The sequence below is a fragment of the Micromonospora sp. WMMD987 genome, assembly GCF_029581435.1.
Taxonomy (GTDB): Bacteria; Actinomycetota; Actinomycetes; order Mycobacteriales; family Micromonosporaceae; genus Micromonospora; species Micromonospora rifamycinica.
Genome location: NZ_CP120861.1, coordinates 5,046,271 through 5,068,143 on the forward strand (window position 1 = coordinate 5,046,271; position 21,873 = coordinate 5,068,143).

Consider the following 21,873-nt stretch of genomic DNA (forward strand, 5'->3'; position numbering starts at 1 on the left):
GAGACCTCGCCCGACCGGCCGCGACGTACCCCGGGGACCGGTGCCCCACCCGCCGGCCCGGGCCGACGACGACCCGGCGGACACCACCGGTCGCCCGGCCGACGGGCCGCCGTGCCCGCGGTGGCGAGCACCGACGACAGCGCCTCCGGGCGGCGACGGGTCACCCTGGTCGCGCTGGGGGTGGTCGCCGTCGCCTCCGCCGTCGCCCTGGTGGCCGGTCTGCTCAGCTGGACGCCGGCCCCGACGGAGCCGGGCCGCGCGCTGACCGGCGACGAGGCCGAGCGGCTGGCCGCCGCCCGGGTCAGCACCTACCGGGACGTCCGGGCCGGGGTACGGGTGGCTCTCGGCACCGGCGCCGGCCGCACCGACCTGGTCGGCTGGGTCGACTGGTCCCGTCCGTTGGCCTACCTCGGTGTCGGCGGTCCCGGGGCGGGACAGGACCGGGGTCTGGTGCAGGCCACCCCGACGGTGGTGGTGCACCGCCCCGACCCCACCGCGATCGTCACCCCGGCCCGGCCACCGCTGGTGCCGCCCGGCGACCGGTGGCGGCTACGGAACCTGCCGACCGACCGGGGCCTGGCCGGGGCGCTCGCCGTGCTGTTCGGGCTCGCTACCGACCGGACCGAGGCCGTGGAACCGCTGCGGGCCGGCGGTGGACGCTGGCTCGGCCGGGACACCGTCGGTGGCGAACAGGTGGACGTCCTCCGGGCGGCCCGACGGCCCACCGGCCGGACCCACGGCACACCGGCCGCTCCGGCCACCGCGCGCCCGACGGGCGGTGCGGAGGACCCCCGCTGGTGGGTGGACCGGGACGCCCGGCTGCGTCGCTGGGCGGGCCGGCTGGCCGACGGACTCCCGATCACCGTGGAACTGGACCGCACCGACCGGCCGACGCTGTGGCCGGTCGACGCGCTCGGTGGCCGGTCCGGGCTGCCCCGGGCACCCACCGACGAGGAGACCGCCCGGCTGGGCCGGCTGGCCGCCCGGCTACGCGCCGGAGCCGGGGCCGCCGTCACCGTCGCGGCCCCGCTCGGTGGCGCGACCAACCTGCGGGCCACCGGCTGGCTGAGCTGGTCCGCCGAGGTCGCCTACCTCTCGGTGGCCGAGCTGGACACCCTCGGCCGTCGTACGCTGCTCCGCCGTGACCGGGCCGGCTTCACCCGGGCGGACGTACCGGTGGGGCCGGGCGCCGCGACCCCCGGTCCGCCGCTGCCGCCCCCGCCCGACGTCGGTTGGCGGCGGGCCGGGCGACCGACCGACGAGCTGGACGTGCTGGTCGACGCCGCGCTCCGGGCCGGCGGGCCGCCCCCGCCGGCCGACGCGACGGTACGGTTCCGGGGCGACCGGCGGGCCGGTCACCCGGTGGACGTGTTCGAGGTACGCCACCGGGGCCTGCGCACGCGGTACTGGCTGGACCGTTCCGGATTCCCGCGACGGCTGGAACTGCGCACCACCGGTGGGGCCTGGGCGCAACTGGACCTGGAACCCGGCGCACTGCCGGCCGGCGTCGTCCCGCCCCGCCCGAAGCCACCCCGCCCGAAGCCACCCCGGTCCGCGTCCCCGCCGGGGAAGGCCGGCGGGCCGGTCCGGTCGACATGAGCGTCCGGTCAGCCCGGACGACGATCGGGAGCCGGCGCGGTCGACGCGTGCCCGGTGAGTGGGTGAGCGGTCCGGTCAGGGACGCCAGCCGGTCTGCGCGGCCCACGACTCGGCCCGCAGGTACTCCTCGTCGAACCACGGGTCGGCGGCGGTGTCGGCCTCGGCGCCGGCCGGTGCCGAGGCCGCCAACTCCCGTTTCACCAGCAGGTAGGCGGCCCGTCGGTCGGGATCGGCGCGCAGGTGGTCACGCATCAGCAGGGCGTGCCGCCAACCGGGCGAACCGGCCACCCGCAGATGCACCTGGACCGCCCGGCCCGGGTCCGCGCTACCGTGCAACCGCTTCTCCCAGCCGTCGTCACCCGTCCCGCCCTCGTCGCCCGCCCGTCCTGTGCCGACCGCCGTCCGGGGGCAGTCCCACCACCGGCCGGGTACCCTCGGGAAACCGGCGTCGGCGAGCCGGTGGGCCAGCGGGCCGTCCGCCTCGGCCAGCGACGGCACGGTCACCTGCACGTCGAGGACGTCCCGGCCGGCCAGGCCGGGGACGGCGGTCGAGCCGACGTGGTCGAGCCGCAGGTCGGCCGGGGCCAGCGCGTGCCGGATCCGGGCGGCGAGCCGGGCGTACTGCTGCGGCCAGGTCGGATCCGGCTCGGGCCGCACCACCACCGGCTCCCCGGCCACCCGGTGCTCCCGCACGTTGCGCTCGTAGGGCAGCAGCCGGCCCCGCCACAGGGCATCCACCGCGGCGTGCAGTTCGTCGAGGCCACCGTCGTTGTCGAGCAGCACGTCGGCGGCGGCGGCGCGACGGGCGTCGTCGGCCTGGGCCGCGATCCGCCGCTCGGCCTCCGCACGGGACATCCCCCGGTCCCGCGCCAGCCGTTCGAGCCGGGTCGTCACGGCCGTCCGCACCACCACCACCAGGTGGTACGTCGGCGCGAGTCCCACCTCCACCAGCAGCGGTACGTCGTTGACCACCACCGCGTCGGGGGGTGCCGCGGCGAACAGCTCCGCCGACCGGGTCCGTACCCGGGGGTGGGTGATCTCCTCCAGCCGGCGACGGGCGGCCTCGTCGGCGAAGACCAGCGCGCCCAACGCGGCCCGGTCCAGCGTCCCGTCGGCGGCCAGCACCCGGTCGGAGAAGGCGGCGACGACGGCGGCCAACCCTTCGCTACCCGGCGCGACCACCTCGCGGGCGATCCGGTCGGCGTCGACGATCACCGCGCCCAGCGCGGCCAGTCGGGCCGCCACCGCGCTCTTACCGGACCCGATGCCCCCGGTCAGTCCCACCCTCAGCACCGACCCAGTCAACCGGATCGGCCGCCGCCCCACCACACCGGCCCCGTCCGGCGCACCGACCGGGCCGGGTCGCCCGGCGGGGAGCCGCCCGCAGCGCATGCCAGGGTGCTCCCCGGTGCTCCCCGTCCGGGAACGCGACGACGGGAAGAGCCCCACCCGCGACCCGGGGAACCGGATCGGGGCGGGGCTCTTCCCGTCGTCAGTGACCGCTCCCCGCCCGGTACGACGTCAGGCGTCGCACCGGGTCGGCGGAAGCGTCCAGGTCACTTGCCGCCGGCGAGCTTCTCCCGCAGCGCGGCGAGCGCCTCGTCGGTGGCCAGGGTGCCGGCCGGCTCCTCGGCCTGCCGGCTCGGGGCCGACGAGCTGGTCGAGGTGGTGGTGCCACCGGTGGCGACCGGCGGGGCCGGGTTGGCAGCGGCCTCGGCGTCGGCGGCCCGGGAGGTCTGCACCTGCTTGGTGTGGGCCTCCCAGCGCTGACGCGCCTCGGCGTACTGGTTCTCCCAGGTCTCGCGCTGCTTGTCGTACCCCTCGAGCCACTCGCCCGTCTCCGGGTCGAAGCCCTCCGGGTAGATGTAGTTGCCCTCGTTGTCGTACGTCGCGGCCATGCCGTAGAGGGTCGGGTCGAAGTGCTCCTCGCCCTCGACGAAGCCCTCGTTGGCCTGCTTGAGCGACAGCGAGATCCGGCGACGCTCCAGGTCGATGTCGATGACCTTGACCATCACCTCGGAGCCCACCTGGACGACCTGCTCCGGGATCTCCACGTGGCGCTCGGCCAGCTCGGAGATGTGGACCAGGCCCTCGATGCCGTCGTCCACCCGGACGAACGCACCGAACGGGACCAGCTTGGTGACCTTACCCGGCACGATCTGCTGGATCGCGTGGGTGCGGGCGAACTGCCGCCACGGGTCCTCCTGGGTCGCCTTCAGCGACAGCGAGACCCGCTCGCGGTCCAGGTCGACGTCCAGGACCTCGACCTCGACCTCCTGGCCCACCTCGACGACCTCGGACGGGTGGTCGATGTGCTTCCAGGACAGCTCGGAGACGTGCACCAGGCCGTCCACGCCGCCCAGGTCGACGAACGCGCCGAAGTTGACGATCGAGGAGACGACGCCCTTGCGGACCTGCCCCTTCTGGAGCTTGTTGAGGAACTCGGTACGCACCTCGGACTGCGTCTGCTCCAGCCAGGCCCGGCGGGACAGGACCACGTTGTTGCGGTTCTTGTCCAGCTCGATGATCTTGGCTTCGAGCTCGCGGCCGACGTACGGCTGCAGGTCACGCACCCGCCGCATCTCGACCAGGGAGGCGGGCAGGAAGCCGCGCAGCCCGATGTCGAGGATGAGGCCACCCTTGACCACCTCGATGACCGAACCGCGGACGACGCCGTCCTCGTCCTTGATCTTCTCGATCGTGCCCCAGGCCCGCTCGTACTGCGCCCGCTTCTTGGAGAGGATCAGACGACCCTCCTTGTCCTCCTTCTGGAGGACCAGGGCCTCGATGTGGTCACCGACCGAGACGACCTCGGCGGGGTCCACGTCGTGCTTGATCGACAACTCCCGCGAGGGGATGACGCCCTCGGTCTTGTAGCCGATGTCGAGCAGGACCTCGTCCCGATCGACCTTGACGACGGTGCCTTCGACAATGTCGCCGTCATTGAAGTACTTGATGGTCTCGTCGATCGCGGCGAGGAAAGCCTCCTCGGAACCGAGATCGTCGTGGGTGACCCGGGTGGCGCTCGAGGGGGCCTCGATGCTGCTCGTCATGTGGGCGGTTGCTCCGGTCGGATGGGTTGTCACAGCAGGCGTGGTGTCGCAGTGACCCGTTCGCGCCAGCGGATCCGCCACCGGGCACACCGAACGATCGCCAAGAGAAGACCATTGGTGCTCCGACGACCGCGCACCTGCTCCCTGCCGAGGTACACGATCCACGAGCGCATCGTCTAGCCTACCCGCTGCATTACCACAGCGTGCAAGCCCTCCCGGGTCCTCGCGACCTCGTCAGCTGCGAAAGCGGAGATTTCGGTCGGAAAACACCTCCGCTGTCTCATCCGTCACATCCACCCCACGGGACCGACAGCGTACGGCCGTCCGGCACGCCGCGCACACCGGGGTCCGTCGGGTGCCGCCCGACCAGGGCCTAGCGTGAGCGGGTGAACGACGACGAGCAGGTGGGCGACGACGAGCGGGTGCTCCGCCGCCGGGTGGGCGCCACCGAGACACGACGGGCCAACCGCGGCTGGTGGGACCACGACGCCGACGACTACCAGGCCGAGCACGGCGCGTTCCTGGGCGAGGTGGACTTCCGCTGGTGCCCGGAGGGGTTGCGGGAGGCCGACGTGCGGCTGCTCGGCGAGGTGACCGGACGGCGGGTCCTGGAGGTCGGCTGCGGGGCCGCGGCCTGCGCCCGCTGGCTGGCCACCCAGGGCGCGTACCCGGTCGCCTTCGACCTCTCCGCCGGCATGCTGCGGCACGCCGCCCGGGCCGCCCGGGCCAGCGGGGTGCCCGTTCCGCTGGTGCAGGCCGACGCGCTGGCCCTGCCCTTCGCCGGGGCGTCCTTCGACATCGCCTGCACCGCCTTCGGGGCGATCCCGTTCGTCGACGACTCGGCCACCCTGATGGCCGAGGTGCACCGGGTGCTGCGCCCCGGCGGGCGGTGGGTCTTCTCGGTGACCCACCCGATGCGCTGGGTCTTCCTCGACGACCCGGGCGAGGGCGGGCTGACCGCCGTGCACTCGTACTTCGACCGCTCGCCCTACGTGGAGCAGGACGCCCGGGGGGTGGCCAGCTACGTGGAGCAGCACCGGACCCTCGGTGACCGGATCCGCGAGCTGGTGGGCGCGGGTTTCCGGCTGCTCGACCTGGTGGAGCCGGAGTGGCCGGCGGGACACCGGGAGAGCTGGGGACAGTGGAGCCCGCTGCGCGGTCGGCTCTTCCCCGGCACCGCGATCTTCGTCGCCGAGAAGCCGGCGACCGGCTGACCGGGACCGGTCGTTTCGGTGGACCGCCGTCGGGTACGCGGCCGGCATGGCCGTGCAGAGGTCCCGCATCCCGCACGACGCCCCGGGGCGTCGCCGGCGGACCGGAGGTGGTGCGCCGTGAGCCGGGCCGACGATCCGCAGCAGACCTACCGGGAGTTCACCGAGGCGGTGAACATGAGACCCGGCGAACTCTCCGCCTGGTTGCAGACCGAGGAGTCCAAGCAGGTGGGGTGGCACTCGGGGGGACGCGCCGGGGGCGGCGAGTCGGTCGGGCACGCGTCCGGCCGGCGGATCGTCGACCTGCTGCGCCGTAAGCGGGCCGAACTCTCCGCCGCCGACTACCGGCACATGCGCACGGTGATCGGGTACGTGCACCGGCACCTGGCGCAGCGGCCCGGCGGTGACGTCCGGGAGACGAGGTGGCGCTGGTCGCTGATGAACTGGGGCCACGACCCGCTGCGCTGACCGGCGGGCGGTGCCGCCGACGCCGGCCGGGGACACCGGGCCGAACCGACGGCGCGGAACGAACCGCCGCGTGGACCGGTACGGCGGGCGACCGGGGCGACGGCGTCAGGCGGTGGCGGCGGTGAAGTCGACGTCCCTGGTCCCGACGGTGCCGGCTGTGCGCCCCGGGGCCGACTGGTGGGACCAGTAGAGGTTGGTGTGCGCGACGACCTGCTCCGGCGGCGGGGCACCCCAGGCCGTCATGTCCTCGGTGGTGTGGGCGTCGCTGACCAGGATGGTGTCGTAGCCCCGGACGAACGCGCCGTGCAGGGTCGACCGGATGCACACGTCGGTCTGCGCCCCGGCCAGGACGAGCCGGCCGACCCTCAGCCCGGCCAGCACCGACTCCAGCGTGGTGTCCTCGAAGGAGTCGCCGTAACGTTTCTCGACCCTCGACTCGGCCTGCCCCGGCAGCAGCTCGGGGACGATCCGCCAGTCGTCGCCACCCGGGACGAGCTGGGCGTCGACGTGCTGCACCCAGACGACCGGCACTCCTTCGCGCCGGGCCCGCTCCACCAGCGCGGCGACATTGGCGACCATCTCGTCCCGGCGGAACGCCCCCGCCACCACGCCGTTCTGCACGTCGACGACGAGCAGTGCGGTGTGCGGTCGGTCGGCGAGTGTGGTCATCTCTCCCCCTGGTGACGGTCGGCCCGGCCGGGACACCCCCGGGCGGCGGGCTAGTGGTCGGCGCTGTTCCAGTCCCGGCCCTCGCCGACGGACACCTCCAGGGGCACCGACAGCGGGTACGCCGTGCCCATCTCCTGCCGCACCAGCGCCTCCAACGCCTCCCGCTCGCCGGGGGCGACCTCGAAGACCAGCTCGTCGTGGACCTGGAGCAGCATGCGCGACCGCAGCCCGGCAGCACCCAGGGCGGTGTCGACGTGCAGCATGGCGACCTTGATGATGTCCGCCGCGGAACCCTGGATGGGCGCGTTGAGCGCCATCCGCTCGGCCATCTCCCGCCGCTGCCGGTTGTCGCTGACCAGGTCGGGCAGGTAGCGGCGGCGACCCAGGATGGTGGAGGTGTAGCCGTCCTGGCGGGCCCGTGCCACCACCTCGTGCAGGTAGTCGCGTACCCCGCCGAACCCGGCGAAGTAGTTCTCCATCAGCCCCCGGGCCTCGTCGGGAGTGATGCCGAGCTGCTGGGACAGGCCGAAGGCGCTCAACCCGTACGCCAGCCCGTAGTTCATGGCTTTGATCTTGCGGCGCTGGTCGGCGGTGACCTCGCCGACCGGGACCTCGAAGACCGACGACGCCGTGGCGGCGTGGAAGTCGTGGCCGGAGTTGAACGCCTCGATCAGTGCCTCGTCCAACGACAGGTGCGCCATGAGCCGCATCTCGATCTGGCTGTAGTCGGCGGTGAGCAGCGTCTGGTAGCCCTCCCCCACCACGAAGGCCCGCCGGATGCGCCGGCCCTCCTCGGTGCGGATCGGGATGTTCTGGAGGTTGGGCTCGGTGGAGGAGAGCCGGCCGGTGGCCGCGACGGTCTGGTTGAAGGTGGTGTGGATCCGACCGTCGTCGGAGACCGACTTGAGCAGCCCGTCGACCGTCGACTTGAGCTTGGCCACGTCCCGGTGGCGCAGCAGGTGCGCCAGGACCGGGTGCGGGTTCTGGGCGTGGAGCCACTGGAGCGCGTCGGCGTCGGTGGTGTAGCCGGTCTTGATCTTCTTGGTCTTGGGCAGGCCCAGCTCGGTGAAGAGGATCTCCTGCAACTGCTTGGGCGAGCCCAGGTTGAACTCCCGGCCGACCGCGGCGTACGCGCCCTGCGCGGCGGCCTTCACCTCGGCGGCGAAGTGCGCCTCCAGCTCGGACAGGTAGTCGGTGTCGGCGGCGATGCCGGTGGTCTCCAGGCCGGCGAGCACCCGCATCAGCGGCAGCTCCACCTCGGCCATCAACCGGGCGGACTGCTCACCGTCGCGGGACAGCTCGGCGTCGATCGCGTCGGCCAGGTCGAGGGTGGCCCGCGCCTGGAGCATGAGGTTCTGCTCGGCCACCCCCTCGTCACCCAACCCGTCGAGGGTGAGCTGGCCGGTCTCGGGGGCGTCGACCCGCAGCTCACGGTGCAGGTAGCGCAGGGCGAGGTCGGTCAGGTCGTAGGACCGCTGGTCGGGGCGGGCCAGGTAGGCGGCGATCTGGGTGTCCCGGGCGATGCCGGCCAGCGACCAGCCGTGCGCGGCGAACGCCAGCAGCGCCGGCTTGCTGTCGTGCAGCACCTTGGGCCGCCCGGCGTCGCCCAGCCAGTCGGCCAGCGCCGTCTCGTCGACGGGCTCCAGACCGGCCGGGTCGACCCATGCCGCGGCACCGTCCGCGGTGGCCAGGGCCAGGCCGGTCACCGAGGCGGTGTGCCGCCGGTTGGGGCCGGTGTCCAGCTTGGCGGCCAGCCCGATCGCGCTGCCGGCCGGGGCGTGCGCGGCCAGCCACCCGGCCAGCGCGCCGGGCGCGGTGAGCACCTCGCCGGCCAGGTCGAAGCCGGCCTCGGCCTCCGGCTCCACCGCCTCCAGGTACTGGTAGAGCCGGTCCCGCAGGATCCGGAACTGGAGGGTGTCGAAGACCTGGTGCACGGCCTCGCGGTCCCAGCCCTGCCAGCGGGCGTCCTCGGGGCGGATCGGCAGCTCCAGGTCGGAGACCAGGCAGTTGATCTCGTAGTTGCGGATCACGTCGGCGAGCCGCTCACGCAGGCTCTCGCCGGCCTTGCCCTTGATCTCGTCGGCCCGTGCGACCACGCCCTCGACCCCGCCGTAGGTGTTGATCCACTTGGCGGCCGTCTTCGGGCCGACGCCGGGGATGCCGGGGAGGTTGTCGCTGGTCTCACCGACCAGGGCGGCCAGGTCGCGGTAGCGCTGCGGGCCGACGCCGTACTTCGCCTCGATCGCCGCCGGGTCCATCCGGGCCAGGTCGGAGACGCCCTTGCGGGGGTAGAGCACCGTCACCTGGTCGCCGACGAGCTGGAAGGCGTCCCGGTCGCCGGTGCTGATCAACACCTGCATGCCCTGGTCGCGGGCCTGGCAGGCGAGGGTGGCGATGACGTCGTCGGCCTCGTAGCCCTCCCGCTCGACGACCGGGACGCGCAGCGCGTCGAGGACCTCCTTGACCAGGCTGACCTGGCCCTTGAAATCGGCCGGGGTCTCGCTGCGGCCGGCCTTGTACTCCGCGTACTTCTCGGTGCGGAAGGAGCGGCGGGAGACGTCGAAGGCGACCACGATGTGGGTGGGCTGCTCGTCACGGAGCACGTTGATCAGCATCGAGGTGAAGCCGTAGACCGCGTTGGTCGGCTGCCCGGTCGTGGTGGAGAAGTTCTCCACCGGCAGGGCGAAGAACGCCCGGTATGCCAGGGAGTGTCCGTCGACGAGGAGCAGGCGCGGCGTCGTAGCTGTCACGGCAGCGACTCTAGTCCGTACCCCCGACAACCCCGCCGCTCGGCACGGCCCGTGCCGTCGGCCGGACCACGGAGCCGGCCGGACCACGGAGCCGGCTGCCGTCCGCCCCGCGGGGGACGGACGGCAGCCGGGATGGAACGGGTTCAGGCGACGCCGAGGTACGCCTCCTTGACCGCCGGATCGTGCAGCAGCTCCTGGCCGGAGCCCTCCTTCACGATCCGCCCGGTCTCCAGCACGTAGCCCCGGTGGGCGCGGGAGAGCGCCTGCTGGGCGTTCTGCTCCACCAGCAGGATCGTGGTGCCCTGCTCGTTGATCCGGGTGATGATCTCGAAGATCTGCTGGATCAGTTTCGGCGCCAGCCCCATCGACGGCTCGTCGAGCAGCAGCAGCCGGGGCCGGGCCATCAGCGCCCGCCCCACGGCCAGCATCTGCTGCTCGCCGCCGGAGAGGGTGCCGCCGGCCTGCTTGCGCCGTTCGGCCAGCCGGGGGAACAGGTCCAGCACCATGGCCAGGTCCTTGGCGATCTCCGGCCGGTCACGCCGGGTGTACGCCCCCATCTCCAGGTTCTCCAGCACCGTCATGCCCGGGAACACGCCCCGGCCCTCCGGTGCCTGCCCGATCCCCCGGGTGACCCGCAGGTCGGCGCGCATCCGGGTGACGTCGGTGCCGTCGAAGACGATCGAGCCCTGGGCCACCGGGCGCAGTCCGGAGATCGCCCGCATCGTGGTGGTCTTGCCCGCGCCGTTGGCGCCGATGAGCGCGACCACCTCGCCCTCGTTGACCACCAGGCTGATCCCGTGCAGGGCCTGGATGCGCCCGTAGAGCAGGGTCAGGTCCTTGATCTCAAGCAGCATCGGTCGGCACCCCCAGGTACGCGGCGATCACCTTCGGGTCGTCCCGGACCTCGGCCGGCAGACCCTCGGCGATCTTCTTGCCGAACTCCAGCACGACGATCCGGTCGGTCACGCCCATCACCAGCCGCATGTCGTGCTCGATCAGCAGCACGGTGATGCCCCGGTCACGGATCATGCGGATCAGGCCGTTCAGTTCCTCCTTCTCCGCCGGGGTGAAGCCGGCGGCCGGCTCGTCCAGGCAGAGCAGGGCGGGGTCGGTCGCGAGAGCCCGGGCGATCTCCAGCCGGCGCTGCTCACCGTAGGACAGGTTGCGGGACAGGTCGTTCGCGCGCCGTTCGATGCCCACGAACCGCAGCAGCTCGTACGCCTTCTCCCGGCCCTCCCGCTCCTCCCGCCAGTGCCGCGGCAGCCGGAGCATGGCCGCGATGACGCTGGTCTTGTGGTGGACGTCCGTGCCCACCATCACGTTCTCCAGCGCCGTCATCTCGGGGAAGAGCCGGATGTTCTGGAACGTCCGGGCGATGCCGGCCTTGGTGATCCAGGACCGGCGCTTGCCGTTGGTGCGCTGCCCCTTGAACCGGATCTCACCCTCGGTGGGCCGGTAGACGCCGGTCATCGCGTTGAAGCAGGTCGTCTTGCCGGCGCCGTTGGGACCGATCAGGCCGAGGATCTCACCCTGGTAGAGAGTGAAGTTGACCTTGTCGAGGGCGACCACGCCACCGAAGCGCAGGGTGACGTCGTCGACCTCCAGCAGCGGTTCCCGCCCGGCGGCGTCCCGGCCGGCCGGGGTGGCCGCCGTCGGGGCACCGGAACCGGGCTCCGGCGGCACGCCGACGGTGCTGCGGCCGTCGGCGACGACGTCGCGGTCGCTGCTGGCGTCGCGCTCGCTTCTCATCTGCGGATCACTCACTGGGCACCTTCTCCTGCGGAACCGCCTCCTGGCGCCGGTCGGCGAACTCCGCCGCCCGCCGCCGGTTGGGCACGATACCCTGCGGTCGGAAGATCATCATCACGATGATGACCAGGCCGAAGATCAGGATCCGGTACTCCGCCGCGTCGAACTCCACCCCGACCAGGTCGCCGACGCCACGCAGCCACTCCGGCAGGTACCAGGTGATCGCGCCGCCGACGATGGCGCCCTTGATGTTGCCGGCGCCACCCAGGATGACCGCGGCGAGCACCAGGATGGAGCTCTCCAGCACGAACTGGTCAGAGTTGATGAACGTCTGCTTGCCGGCGAAGACCGCGCCGGTCAGGCCGGCCACCGCCGCCCCGATCGCGAACGCCCACAGCTTGTACTTGAACGTCGGCACGCCCATCACCTCGGCCGCGTCCTCGTCCTCACGGGTCGCCACCCAGGCCCGGCCGACCCGGCTGTTGGCCAGGTTCCGGACCAGCACGATGACCAGGAGGATCAGCGTCAGCAGCAGCCAGTAGTAGGGGCGGGAGTCCACCACGCCGAACAGCGGCTTGCCGTCCGAGCCGGTGCCCGGCGGGTGCGGGATCGCCGGGATCCCCCGCTGGCCCTGGAGCACGCCCTCGTTGCGGGCGGCGTAGAGCCGGATCATCTCGGCGAAGCCGAGCGTCACGATGGCCAGGTAGTCGCCCCGCAGCCGCAGCGTCGGGCCGCCGAGGATGACACCGGAGATCATCGCGACCATCACCGCGATCGGCACCGCCGCCAGCCACGGCCAGTTCGTCCCCAGCCGGCTCTCCGGCGAGGTCAACAACGCCACCGTGTACGCGCCGAGCGCGTAGAAGCCGAAGTAGCCGAGGTCGAGCAGGCCGGCGAAACCGACCACCACGTTCAGGCCCACGGCCAGCAGCACGAAGACCGCGGTGTCGAACAGCACGCCCGCGAAGTCCGAGCGGGTGGTGTAGAACGCGAAGTACTCGTTCCCGATCGGGAAGCCGAGGTACTCGTAGAACCACTTGTTGGGCAGGATGTAGAGCAGGACGACCAGGGCCGCGATCCCGGCCCAGCGGATCTGCTTCGGCATGGCCGCCCAGCGCCCCTTGACGCCGGTGAGCCGACCCTTGTCCACGGTGGCGGTCATGCGCGCGCCCTCCCGAGAGATTCGCCGAGCAGGCCGGTGGGCCGGAACATCAGCAGCACGATGAGCAGCACGAAGCCGGTGAAGTCCTTCCAGTCTCCACCGAACAGGCCCGCGGCGTAGTTCTCCGCCACCCCGAGCAGCAGGCCGCCGAGCAGCGCGCCGCGGAGGTTGCCGATGCCGCCGAGCACCGCGGCGGCGAACGCCTTGAGCCCGATCAGGAAGCCCACGTTGAACTTCGTGTAGCCGTACCGGACGTTCCACAGCAGTGCCGCGACGCCGGCCATCAGGCCGCCGAGCACGAACACCAGCAGGATCACCCGGTTCTTGTTCACGCCCATCAGGGCGGCGGTGTCCGCGTCCTGGGCCACCGCCCGGATGCCGCGGCCGAGCCGGCTGCGGTTCACGAACTGGTCCAGGCCGATCATCATCACCAGCGTCACCCCGAGGATGAGCAGCTGGATGTTGGTCACGCTGGCGCCGAAGACGGTGAACACCGTCTCGGAGGGCAGCAGCGTCGGCATACCGAACGGTGCCCGGCGGGTGCCGATGCCGAACGACTCGGCGAGTACGAACGACGCGCCGATCGCGGTGATGAGGAAGGCCAGCGGGGGCGCGTTGCGCCGCCGCAGCGGCCGGTAGGCGACCAGTTCCACGGTCACGGCGGTCGCCGCGGAGGCGACCCCCGCCACGATCAGGCCGGCGACCAGCGCGAGCACCAGTGGCCCGATGGCCGGCGAGGCGGAGTTCTGGTCGTAGCCGAGGGCCTCCCAGGTCCACAGGGCGGTGAAGGTGCCGACCATGAAGACTTCGGAGTGGGCGAAGTTGATCAGGCGCAGAACGCCGTAGACCAGGGTGTATCCGAGGGCCACCAGGGCGTAGATCGCGCCCTGTTCCAGCCCGGTGATGGTCAGAGCCGGGAAGTTCCCGAGCAACTCATCGAAGTTCAAGTAGGGCTCCAACTGTGCGGCCAAACGAGGCGGCCGGGAGGGTCACTCCCGGCCGCGTCGTCTGGTATCCCTGGCGGGACCGGCGAACCGGTCAGGCCTTCGGGATCTCGATGTCCGGAACGACCTGGCCCGCGTTGACCTTGAACGCCCAGACCAGCACCTGGGCAGGGTCCAGCTCACCGGTGGGCTCGAACTTGTAGGTGACACCGGTGGCGCCACCGGCCTTGTTGTAGGACTTCACGAAGGCCAGCAGGTCGGCGCGGGACGCCTTGCCGCTCTTGATGCCCTCCAGGAAGATCTTCGTGATGTCGTACGACACGTCGGCGTAGGTGCCCGGCTCGGCGTTCTCGAAGGCCGCCTTGTAGTCGGTCACGAAGGTGCCCTTGGCCGCGGTGGCCGGAGCGCAGGGGCAGGTCAGGACGGTGCCCTCGGCGACCTGCTGACCGGCGACCTTGATGAAGTTGGCGTCGTTGACGCCGTCACCGGCCACCATGGTGCCCTTCCAGCCGGCACCCTTGAGCTGCTTGAGCAGCAGGCCCGCCTCGGTGTAGTAGCCACCGAAGAACAGGACGTTGGCGCCGCTACCGACGATCTTGGTGACGACCGCGGAGAAGTTGGTCTGCTTGACCTGGACCTTGTCCTCGCCCGCGACCGTGCCGAGGACCTTCTTGACCTCGTCCACCAGGCCCGCGCCGTACGCCGACTGGTCGTCGACGACGTAGACCTTGTCCGACTTCAGCACGTTCTTGATGTACCGGCCGGCGGCCGGACCCTGGGAGGTGTCGTTGCCGACGCCCCGGTGGAAGATCTTCCAGCCCTTGGTGCTCAGGCTCGGACGGGTCGCCGACGGGGTGATGATCGGCAGGCCCGCCTCTTCGAAGATCGGGTCGGCCACCTCGGACTCGCCCGAGAACGCCGGGCCGATCACGCCGACGACCTTGGCGTCGCCCACGGCCTGCTGCGCCAGGGCCGGGGCCTTGGCCGGGTCGCCCTGCGAGTCGTACTCGGACAGGTTGACCTTGCAGTCCGCGTTGTCCTTGTTGTACTGGTCGATCGCCAGCTTGGTGCCGTTGCGCATGTGAATACCGAGACCCGCGGCGTCGCCGGTCAACGGGCCGAAGAAGCCGATCTTGAGGTCGCAGGCCGCCGAGTTCCCGCTGCCACCTTCGCTGCCACTGTCGGCCTTACACGCGGCCGTGCCACTGATAACGAGCGCGCCGATGGCAACGCCACCGAGCACCCGTGCGAGCTTCTGCCTCACGGCTCGTATCCTCCTCAGTCCAAAAGCCCGAACGCCCGCCGCGATGTGGAAATTGGACCTTGCGGGGGTGATCGAACTGACCGCGTACCCGGTCTGGGGCGGGACGTTATCCCACCAGCGGGGCATGCCGTAAGACCTAGGAAGCCGGGTTGACCTAACCGTTACGTTGAGTGGCCGATTTCACCGGAGTGCTGTAACAGACGGCCCGGGACGAGGGTGCAACCGGGCATTCGGCACCCGCCGGAGGCGACTGACGGACCGCTCACCCGGGCCGGCCCGGGGTCCGCGCCGACCACAGGGAGCCACCCTCCGCGTCGTCCGCCGCCAGCACCAGGCGGTCCGCCGAGCCGGCCAGGGCGACCGAGCGGTCCGCCCCGCCCGGCAACAGCCGCGGCACCTCGACGGCCGACCACCCACCGCCGTCCGGGGAGAACCACGCGGTGACGCCGGAGGGCGTCGACACCACCGCGGCCACCCCGCCGCCGGTCGACGCCAGCGCCCCGACCTGTGCCGCCGGCCCACCTGCCGCCGCCGGCAGCGATCCACCGGCACGCCAGTCCGTCCCCTCGGGGCCGGCGGTCCAGGCCCCCAGCGCGTCACCGCGCCGGCCCAGCCCGACCAGCCGGTCCCCCACCGCGACCACCCGCTGCAGATCGCCCGGCGGGGCCGCGTCCGGCAGCGCCCGCCGTTGCCAGGCCCGCCCGTCCGGCGACGTCCACACCACGGGTTCCCCACCCGGCCGCCCCGGCGACCGCAGCGAGCCGACCAGCACCCATCCCGGGCCGGCGGCCACCGCGTCCGCCGCCCAGGTGCGCCCCGCCGCGTCCGACGCCAGCGGAGGGACGCCACTGACCAGCCGGAACTCCGTCGCGTCGGCAGACGACCAGACGGCCGCACCGGTACCCCGGTTGCCGGCGATCAGCCACCCCGCCGGACCGCCCGCGATCCGCCCCACGTTCACCGCCTCCGGGCCGCCGAACACCTCGAACTCCGCCGGCACCTCCACCGCCGTGCCGTCGGCGAGCTGTCGCCAGGTGCTGATCCGCGGGTTGCCGTGCACGCCGCCGCTCTTCGCGCCCACCGCCGCCAACAGCCCGTCGCGGCAGCCCGCCGCCGTCAGCACGTTCTCCGCGCCGTACGCGCTGCGTGCCGTCAGCCGCAGCGGGGTCCACGTCACCGTGTCCGGGCTGGACCACGCCGCCGGCCGGGTCGCGCCCGCCGCGTCGGCGACCGCGCCCACCGCGAACCAGCGCCCGCCGCACTGCGCCACGTCCCGCAGCAGCAGCCGGCCGGGAGCACCCGGCGGGGCGGGCAGGGTCACCGCCTGCCAGCCGGGGCGCAGCGGCGCCGCGGGCGCGGCCTGCGGAGCCGACCAGCACCCGGCGAGGAGCACCACGGTCGCGGCGGCCACCGCGGACCCGACCCGTACGCGCTGAGCAGACATGCCCCAGAGCGTATCGACCGGCACGACTGGCGGCGGCCCGTGCGCGCCCCGACCGGCGGGGGGGTCAGGAGGCGGGTTGCTCCGCGACGTCGCCACCGGCGGTCTCGGCGAGAATCCGCTCGGCGACCTCCTTCATGGTCATCCGGTGGTCCATCGCGGTGCGCTGGATCCACTTGAACGCCTGCGGCTCGGTCATCCCGTACGTCGTCATCAGCGCGCCCTTGGCGCGCTCGACCGTCTTGCGGATCTCCAGCCGGTCGGTGAGCCCGGCCACCTCCGCCTCCAGGGCGGCCAGCTCGGAGTAGCGGGACAGGGCGATCTCGACCGCCGGCACCAGGTCGCTCTTCTGGAACGGCTTGACCAGGTAGGCCATCGCCCCGGCGGCCCGCGCCCGCTCCACCAGGTCACGTTGGCTGAACGCGGTCAGGATGATCACCGGGGCGATCCGGGCACCGGCGATCCGCTCGGCGGCGGCCAGCCCGTCCATGATCGGCATTTTGATGTCGAGGATGACCAGATCGGGCTTGAGTTCCTCGGCCAACCGGACGGCGGTCTCGCCGTCCCCGGCCTCGCCGACGACCTCGTAACCCTCTTCGACCAGCATCTCGGCCAGGTCCAGTCGGATGAGCGCCTCGTCCTCGGCGATCAACACCCGCCTGCGCTCGGCATCCGTCTGCGTCTCGGCCACCAGCCCTACCCCCACCATCGATCCCACACGGCTACCACCCATGCTCCCGCATGAGCCTAGTCGGGTACAGTGAGCCACGCGCCCCTCGGGGTGACGCCGGGATGGTGGAACGGCATACACGGAAGTCTCAAACACTTCTGCCCGAAAGGGCTTGCGGGTTCGAATCCCGCTCCCGGCACCCTGTTCATACGTACGTCCAGCGTACGCGTACTTCCACCGACCGTCGGCCGGTTCGTTGCGCCGGGTCACCGCCGCACCGGCCGGCGAGTTCCCCAGTGCGGCGGATCCTCCCGCTCGAAGGACCCTGCACCGGAGACCCCGCCGGCCGCGGCGGAACACACGCCGAATCGGACCCGGCCGTCAACCGGCCCCGCCGCCGGGGGTGCCCCGGTGACAGCGTGGCCCACCCGGTCGCGTCAGCAGCTGACGCGCGTCACGCTCACCCGTGCCCCGTCGGCGATCCGGAACCACTTACGCACACTGCCGGCCCGATCGGTTTGCAGACCCTGGGTGTTGTCCCCGAAATACCACCACATCTGACAGCCGGCCGGAATCGCGAAAGCGTCCACATCGTAATAGTAGGTGGTCCTGCTGGCCGTATTCTGGCCCGGGTTCAGGGTGGCGTCGGCATTCCACGCATACCAGTTGTCCGGCTTGCTCACACAGGACAGTTTGTTGCCGACGTAGAACGCCCCGAGAGACGAACACCAGGTGTTCGTCACCTTGAAGCCGACGCTCGCTCCCCGGCTGACCACGACGCCACCGCAGTACGGTGTGCCGCAGGTGCCGGCCTGGGCCGGAGCCGACGTGACCACCACCGTGCCGGCGACCGCCGAGAAGGCGATCGCCAGGGTGGCTAACAGTTTCCGGACTCGCATTTTCTTTCCCCCGCTTCCGGATCACCAGGATCCTATTTCTGAGATCACCCGCCGGGCCGACCGCCCGGCGGGATATCGGATGGTGCAGGTAGATGCTGGCAGCCGGGGCCGGAGGGCGTCAACCCCGCGCCGGAAAAAGTGCGCCGGGATTACGCCGCCAGCCCTCCGCGCATTCACACCAATTACCATGCCGGCCACTATCGAGAGATCCCCGAGCCGCATAAGTGTTGATCCCGGCGAAAGGCACAAAGGCGGTGGGCCGCGACGGGTGCCGGGGCCGTCGACGTGCCCGCCGAACCCGCCCGGCCGCGCCTACCCCCCGGCCCGCGCCTACCCCCGGCCCCGCCCGCCCGGGCGTCCCCGCCCGGCCGGCCGCGCCCGCGCGGAGCCCCCGACGTGCCCGTCGACCCCGGCGGGCCGTCGCCCCGGGGGAACACATCCGGGCCGCAACGGGTTGGGAAATGGCGTGATCGACGTACCGTTGTCTGTCCTTGACCTTGCTCCCGTCGCCGCCGGAGCCACCGCCACCGAGGCGCTCGGGCACACCACCGAGTTGGCCCGCCGGACCGAGGAGCTGGGCTACCGCCGGTTCTGGGTGGCCGAGCACCACAACATGCCGGCGATCGCCAGCTCCGCACCGGCGGTGCTGCTCGCCCACCTGGCGGCGCACACCACCACGATCCGGCTGGGCTCCGGCGGGGTGATGCTGCCCAACCACGCGCCGCTGGTGGTCGCCGAGCAGTTCGGCACCCTGGAGGCGCTGCACCCGGGCCGGATCGACCTGGGCATCGGCCGCGCGCCGGGCACCGACCAGCGCACCGCGCTGGCCCTGCGCCGCACCATGGAGGGCCTGTCGGCGGAGGGCTTCCCCCGGGAACTGGCCGACCTGATGAACTACTTCAGCGGCGACGACCCGGGCGCGATCACCGCCACCCCGGGGCTGGGCCAGTCCCCGGCGGTCTGGCTGCTCGGCTCCAGCGGGTTCAGCGCGCAGCTCGCCGGGCTGCTCGGCCTGCCGTTCTCCTTCGCGCACCACTTCAGCGCGCAGCACACCCTGCCCGCGCTCCAGCTCTACCGGCAGAGTTTCCGCCCGTCGCGCTGGCTGAGCGAGCCGTACGCGATGGTGGCGGTGAACGTGGTCTGCGCCGACACCGACGAACGGGCCGAATGGCTGACCGGGCCGAGCGCGCTGTCGTTCCTCAAGCTGCGCACCGGGCGGCCGGAGCCGCTGGCCAGCCCGGAGGACGCCGCCCGGTACCCGTACAGCGAGATCGAGCGCGAGTTCGTCCGGCAGCGCCGCGACGGTCAGGCGATGGGCTCACCCGAGACGGTCCGGCGGCAGCTCGCCGAACTGCTGGCCCGCACCGGCGCCAACGAGCTGATGCTCACCACCATGGTGTACGACGTCGCCGACCGGGTGCGCTCCTTCGAGCTGGTGGCCGAGAAGGTGGCCGGCGGGCTTTCCCGGAGCGCCTGAAACACGCTCTTCATAGCCACGTCACCCTACCGTCGCGCAGGACCTCTAACTTTATGACCGGTGGTGGTACGGCACTCCCGGTCGGGACGGGTCGGGGGTGCTGCGGTGTGGTGCACCGGGTCGCCAGCTGAGCGGATTCCGCGGCTGGCGACCCGGTGCCTGCGTTTGCGGCCCCGGTCAGCGTCGGAGCCCGCGCGGTCAGCGCAGGTAGATGTTGGGCGTGGGCGGGGTGGACATGCCGTCACCGATGAAGAACCCCGGGTGCGGCGGCTGGTTGTAGGCGGTGTTCTGCCAGGCGATCGCCGCCCGGTACTGCGGGTCGTGCATCAGCGTGTAGATCCGGGTACCGGTCTGGGTCGGGGTGCTGTAGATCCGCAGCGCCCGGCTGTCGCTGGTGCGCCAGATCACCTCCTCGCGCCAGTCGCCGAGGATGTCGCCGGAGAGCGCCGGGGTCGACTTGGTGCCGTTGTTGGCGGCCACGTCGCTGCCGGTGAGCAGCCGGGTCTCGCCGCCGGTGCCGTATTTGTCGATCTTGGTAGCGTCGAGGAGTTCGCGGACCGGGTCGCCGTCCCACCAGGCGAGGAAGTTCGCCGACGACGGCTTGCGGCCGACGTTCTGCCCCCGGGTGTTGGCCAGCCCGTCGACCGCCGCCGACCACGACTCGGCACCCGGGCTGCCGGCCCAGACGTCCGCCGAGACGCCCCGGCCGTTGTCGCCGCTGGCCGCGGTCCGCCAGATGATCTGACCGGTCCGCGCGTCGGCGAAGTACGAGCTGGGCTTGCTGGCGTCCTCGTCGACCTTGAAGACCTCCAGGCCGGCCCGGCCCGGGTCCAGGTCACCGACGTGCAGGGCGTCACCGTGACCGTTGCCGGTGGAGTAGAGCAGCCGGCCGTTGTCGTCGATGGTGGCCGCGCCGTAGACGATCTCCTGCCGGCCGTCGGCGTCGACGTCGGCCACCGAGAGCTGGTGGTTGCCCTGACCGGCGGCGGCGGAGTTGCCGGAGGCGTTGGAGTCGAACGTCCACCGCTTGGTCAGCGCGCCGTTACGGAAGTCCCAGGCGGCGACGACCGCCCGGGTGTAGTAGCCCCGCGCCATGATCAGCGACGGCCGCTGACCGTCCAGGTAGGCGGTGCCGGCGAGGAACCGGTCGACCCGGTTGCCGTACGAGTCGCCCCAGGAGGAGACGGTGCCGCGCGGCGGGTCGTAGTTGACGGTGGAGGCGATCGCGCCGGTCTGCCCGTTGAACATGGTCAGGTACTCCGGGCCGGACAGCACGTAGCCGCTGGAGTTGCGGTAGTCCGCCGACGACGAGCCGATCAGCTGACCGGTGCCGGACCGGGTGCCGTCGGCGGTCTTCATCGCCACCTCGGCCCGGCCGTCGCCGTCGTAGTCGTACACCTGGAACTGGGTGTAGTGGGCCCCGGCCCGGATGTTGCGACCCAGGTCGATGCGCCACAACCGGCTGCCGGTCAGGGTGTACGCGTCGACGTAGACGTTGCCGGTGTAGCCGGACTGGCTGTTGTCCTTGGCGTTGGACGGATCCCACTTGAGCACGATCTCGTAGTCGCCGTCGCCGTCGAGGTCACCGACGCTCGCGTCGTTGGCCGAGTAGCTGTACGCCTCCCCGCTCGGGGTGGTGCCACCGGCCGGCGGCTGGATCGGCACGTCCAGGTAGCCGTTGGTGAACTGGAGCGCTGGCGCGGACGCCGCCTGCTCGGCACCGTTCACCACGGCCCGCACGGTGTACGCCGAGCCGGCCGCCGCCCCACTGTCGAGGTAGTTGGTGGCACCGGTGAGCGGCGTGGCGTTGACCTTGGTGGAGCCCCGGTAGAGGTTGAACGACACCCCGGAGGTCTCGGTGCCGAGCAGTCGCCAGGAGACCAGGTTGCCGTTGCCGGAGCGGACGCTGACCAGCCCGCGATCGAGATCCTCCAGCTGCTTCGCCCCGGCCGGCGGGTCGGTCGGCGGTGGGGTCGTCGGGGGTGGCGTGGTGGGGGGCGGGGTCGTCGGCGGCGGGGTGGTCGGCGGGGTGGTCGGCGGCGCGGTGGTCGGCCCGGTGTCGCCGGTGCAGGTCGTGCCGTTGAGGGCGAAGCTCGCCGGCACCGGGTTGCTGGAGTTGTTCCACGAGGCGTTGAAGCCGAAGTTCGCCGCGCCGTTGGTGCCGAGGGCGGCGTTGTAGCCGGCGTCCCTGGCGCTGACCTGCGCGCCGGACTGGGTGACCGTGGCGTTCCACGCCTGGGTCACCTGCTGGCCGGCGGTGTAGGACCAGGTCAGCGTCCACCCGTTGAGCGGATCGCCGAGATTGGTGACGGTGACGTCGGCGCCGAAGCCGCCGCCCCACTGACTGCTGATCTTGTAGTCGACCCGGCAGCCGGCGGCGGCGGCCGAGGCCGTCACGGTGGTGAGGGTGCCGGCGGTGAGGGTGGTGGCCGCGGCGGCGGCGAGCAACGCGGCTCGCCGACGGGTGGGACTCAGGTGCACGGGAACGCCTTTCACAGAGGTCAGCGCAGGGCGGTG

The 21,873-nt window shown here is 72.2% G+C and carries 17 protein-coding genes and 1 tRNA gene; 5 read left to right on the top strand and 13 right to left on the bottom strand.

Translation table 11 applies throughout. The annotated features are described in order from the left end of the window. The first annotated feature begins 120 nt into the window (after positions 1–120). The gene (locus O7612_RS21175) at positions 121–1,599 is read left to right on the top strand and encodes a hypothetical protein (RefSeq protein ID WP_282266831.1); all 1,479 of its coding nucleotides are present in this window, start codon (positions 121–123) and stop codon (positions 1,597–1,599) included. Positions 1,600–1,674: 75 nt separating this feature from the next. Here the strand turns inward: O7612_RS21175 and coaE are convergent, their stop codons facing one another. Beyond that, on the bottom strand, positions 1,675–2,892 hold the full coding sequence (gene coaE / locus O7612_RS21180; RefSeq protein WP_282266832.1) for a dephospho-CoA kinase: 1,218 nt from the start codon (positions 2,890–2,892) through the stop codon (positions 1,675–1,677). Between the two features lie 263 nt (positions 2,893–3,155). Then, positions 3,156–4,652, bottom strand: coding sequence for a 30S ribosomal protein S1 (gene rpsA, locus O7612_RS21185; protein WP_088643126.1), 1,497 nt, complete (start codon positions 4,650–4,652; stop codon positions 3,156–3,158). Positions 4,653–5,056: 404 nt separating this feature from the next. Between rpsA and O7612_RS21190 the strand changes: the two genes are divergently transcribed. After that, on the top strand, positions 5,057–5,866 hold the full coding sequence (locus O7612_RS21190) for a class I SAM-dependent methyltransferase (protein ID WP_282273985.1): 810 nt from the start codon (positions 5,057–5,059) through the stop codon (positions 5,864–5,866). A gap of 117 nt (positions 5,867–5,983) precedes the next feature. After that, positions 5,984–6,331, top strand: coding sequence for a DUF3140 domain-containing protein (locus O7612_RS21195; RefSeq protein WP_348774245.1), 348 nt, complete (start codon positions 5,984–5,986; stop codon positions 6,329–6,331). Between the two features lie 105 nt (positions 6,332–6,436). Here O7612_RS21195 and O7612_RS21200 read toward each other — a convergent pair whose 3' ends face one another. The 9 genes from O7612_RS21200 to O7612_RS21240 all read right to left on the bottom strand — a co-directional run bounded on the left by O7612_RS21200 (position 6,437) and on the right by O7612_RS21240 (position 17,001). Then, complete coding sequence (locus O7612_RS21200; protein ID WP_282266834.1) at positions 6,437–7,000, bottom strand: cysteine hydrolase family protein; 564 nt, start codon at positions 6,998–7,000, stop codon at positions 6,437–6,439. 50 nt (positions 7,001–7,050) lie between these two features. After that, complete coding sequence (gene polA, locus O7612_RS21205) at positions 7,051–9,750, bottom strand: DNA polymerase I (protein ID WP_282266836.1); 2,700 nt, start codon at positions 9,748–9,750, stop codon at positions 7,051–7,053. Positions 9,751–9,893: 143 nt separating this feature from the next. After that, entirely contained in the window at positions 9,894–10,604 is a 711-nt protein-coding gene (locus O7612_RS21210; RefSeq protein WP_282266838.1) for an ABC transporter ATP-binding protein, read from the bottom strand. Further along, positions 10,594–11,499, bottom strand: a complete 906-nt coding sequence (locus O7612_RS21215) for an ABC transporter ATP-binding protein (protein ID WP_282266840.1) — start codon at positions 11,497–11,499, stop codon at positions 10,594–10,596. Before O7612_RS21215 ends, O7612_RS21210 begins: the two co-directional genes overlap by 11 nt. Before the next feature lie 7 nt (positions 11,500–11,506). After that, positions 11,507–12,661, bottom strand: coding sequence for a branched-chain amino acid ABC transporter permease (locus O7612_RS21220; RefSeq protein ID WP_282266842.1), 1,155 nt, complete (start codon positions 12,659–12,661; stop codon positions 11,507–11,509). Next, positions 12,658–13,608: a branched-chain amino acid ABC transporter permease gene (locus tag O7612_RS21225; RefSeq protein ID WP_282266844.1), complete on the bottom strand. Its 951-nt coding sequence runs from the start codon at positions 13,606–13,608 to the stop codon at positions 12,658–12,660. The genes O7612_RS21220 and O7612_RS21225 overlap by 4 nt, the downstream gene beginning before the upstream one ends. A 91-nt stretch (positions 13,609–13,699) precedes the next feature. Further along, positions 13,700–14,869: a branched-chain amino acid ABC transporter substrate-binding protein gene (locus O7612_RS21230; RefSeq protein WP_282266846.1), complete on the bottom strand. Its 1,170-nt coding sequence runs from the start codon at positions 14,867–14,869 to the stop codon at positions 13,700–13,702. A 262-nt stretch (positions 14,870–15,131) separates the two neighbouring features. Beyond that, positions 15,132–16,313 carry a hypothetical protein gene (locus O7612_RS21235; RefSeq protein ID WP_282266848.1) on the bottom strand — a complete coding sequence of 394 codons (1,182 nt, stop codon included), beginning with the start codon at positions 16,311–16,313 and terminating at the stop codon, positions 15,132–15,134. 64 nt (positions 16,314–16,377) lie between these two features. Beyond that, positions 16,378–17,001: a response regulator gene (locus tag O7612_RS21240; RefSeq protein WP_067303992.1), complete on the bottom strand. Its 624-nt coding sequence runs from the start codon at positions 16,999–17,001 to the stop codon at positions 16,378–16,380. A gap of 95 nt (positions 17,002–17,096) precedes the next feature. On the opposite strand from O7612_RS21240, the gene O7612_RS21245 reads away from it, so the two are divergent. Further along, positions 17,097–17,179 (top strand) — tRNA-Leu (locus O7612_RS21245). Positions 17,180–17,417: 238 nt separating this feature from the next. On the opposite strand, the gene O7612_RS21250 is transcribed toward O7612_RS21245, so the two are convergent. Next, positions 17,418–17,879, bottom strand: coding sequence for a hypothetical protein (locus O7612_RS21250; protein WP_282266853.1), 462 nt, complete (start codon positions 17,877–17,879; stop codon positions 17,418–17,420). A 466-nt stretch (positions 17,880–18,345) separates the two neighbouring features. Between O7612_RS21250 and O7612_RS21255 the strand changes: the two genes are divergently transcribed. Beyond that, positions 18,346–19,356 carry an LLM class flavin-dependent oxidoreductase gene (locus O7612_RS21255; protein ID WP_282266855.1) on the top strand — a complete coding sequence of 337 codons (1,011 nt, stop codon included), beginning with the start codon at positions 18,346–18,348 and terminating at the stop codon, positions 19,354–19,356. A gap of 198 nt (positions 19,357–19,554) precedes the next feature. Here the strand turns inward: O7612_RS21255 and O7612_RS21260 are convergent, their stop codons facing one another. Then, complete coding sequence (locus O7612_RS21260) at positions 19,555–21,837, bottom strand: cellulose binding domain-containing protein (RefSeq protein WP_282266857.1); 2,283 nt, start codon at positions 21,835–21,837, stop codon at positions 19,555–19,557. Between the last annotated feature and the right edge of the window lie 36 nt (positions 21,838–21,873).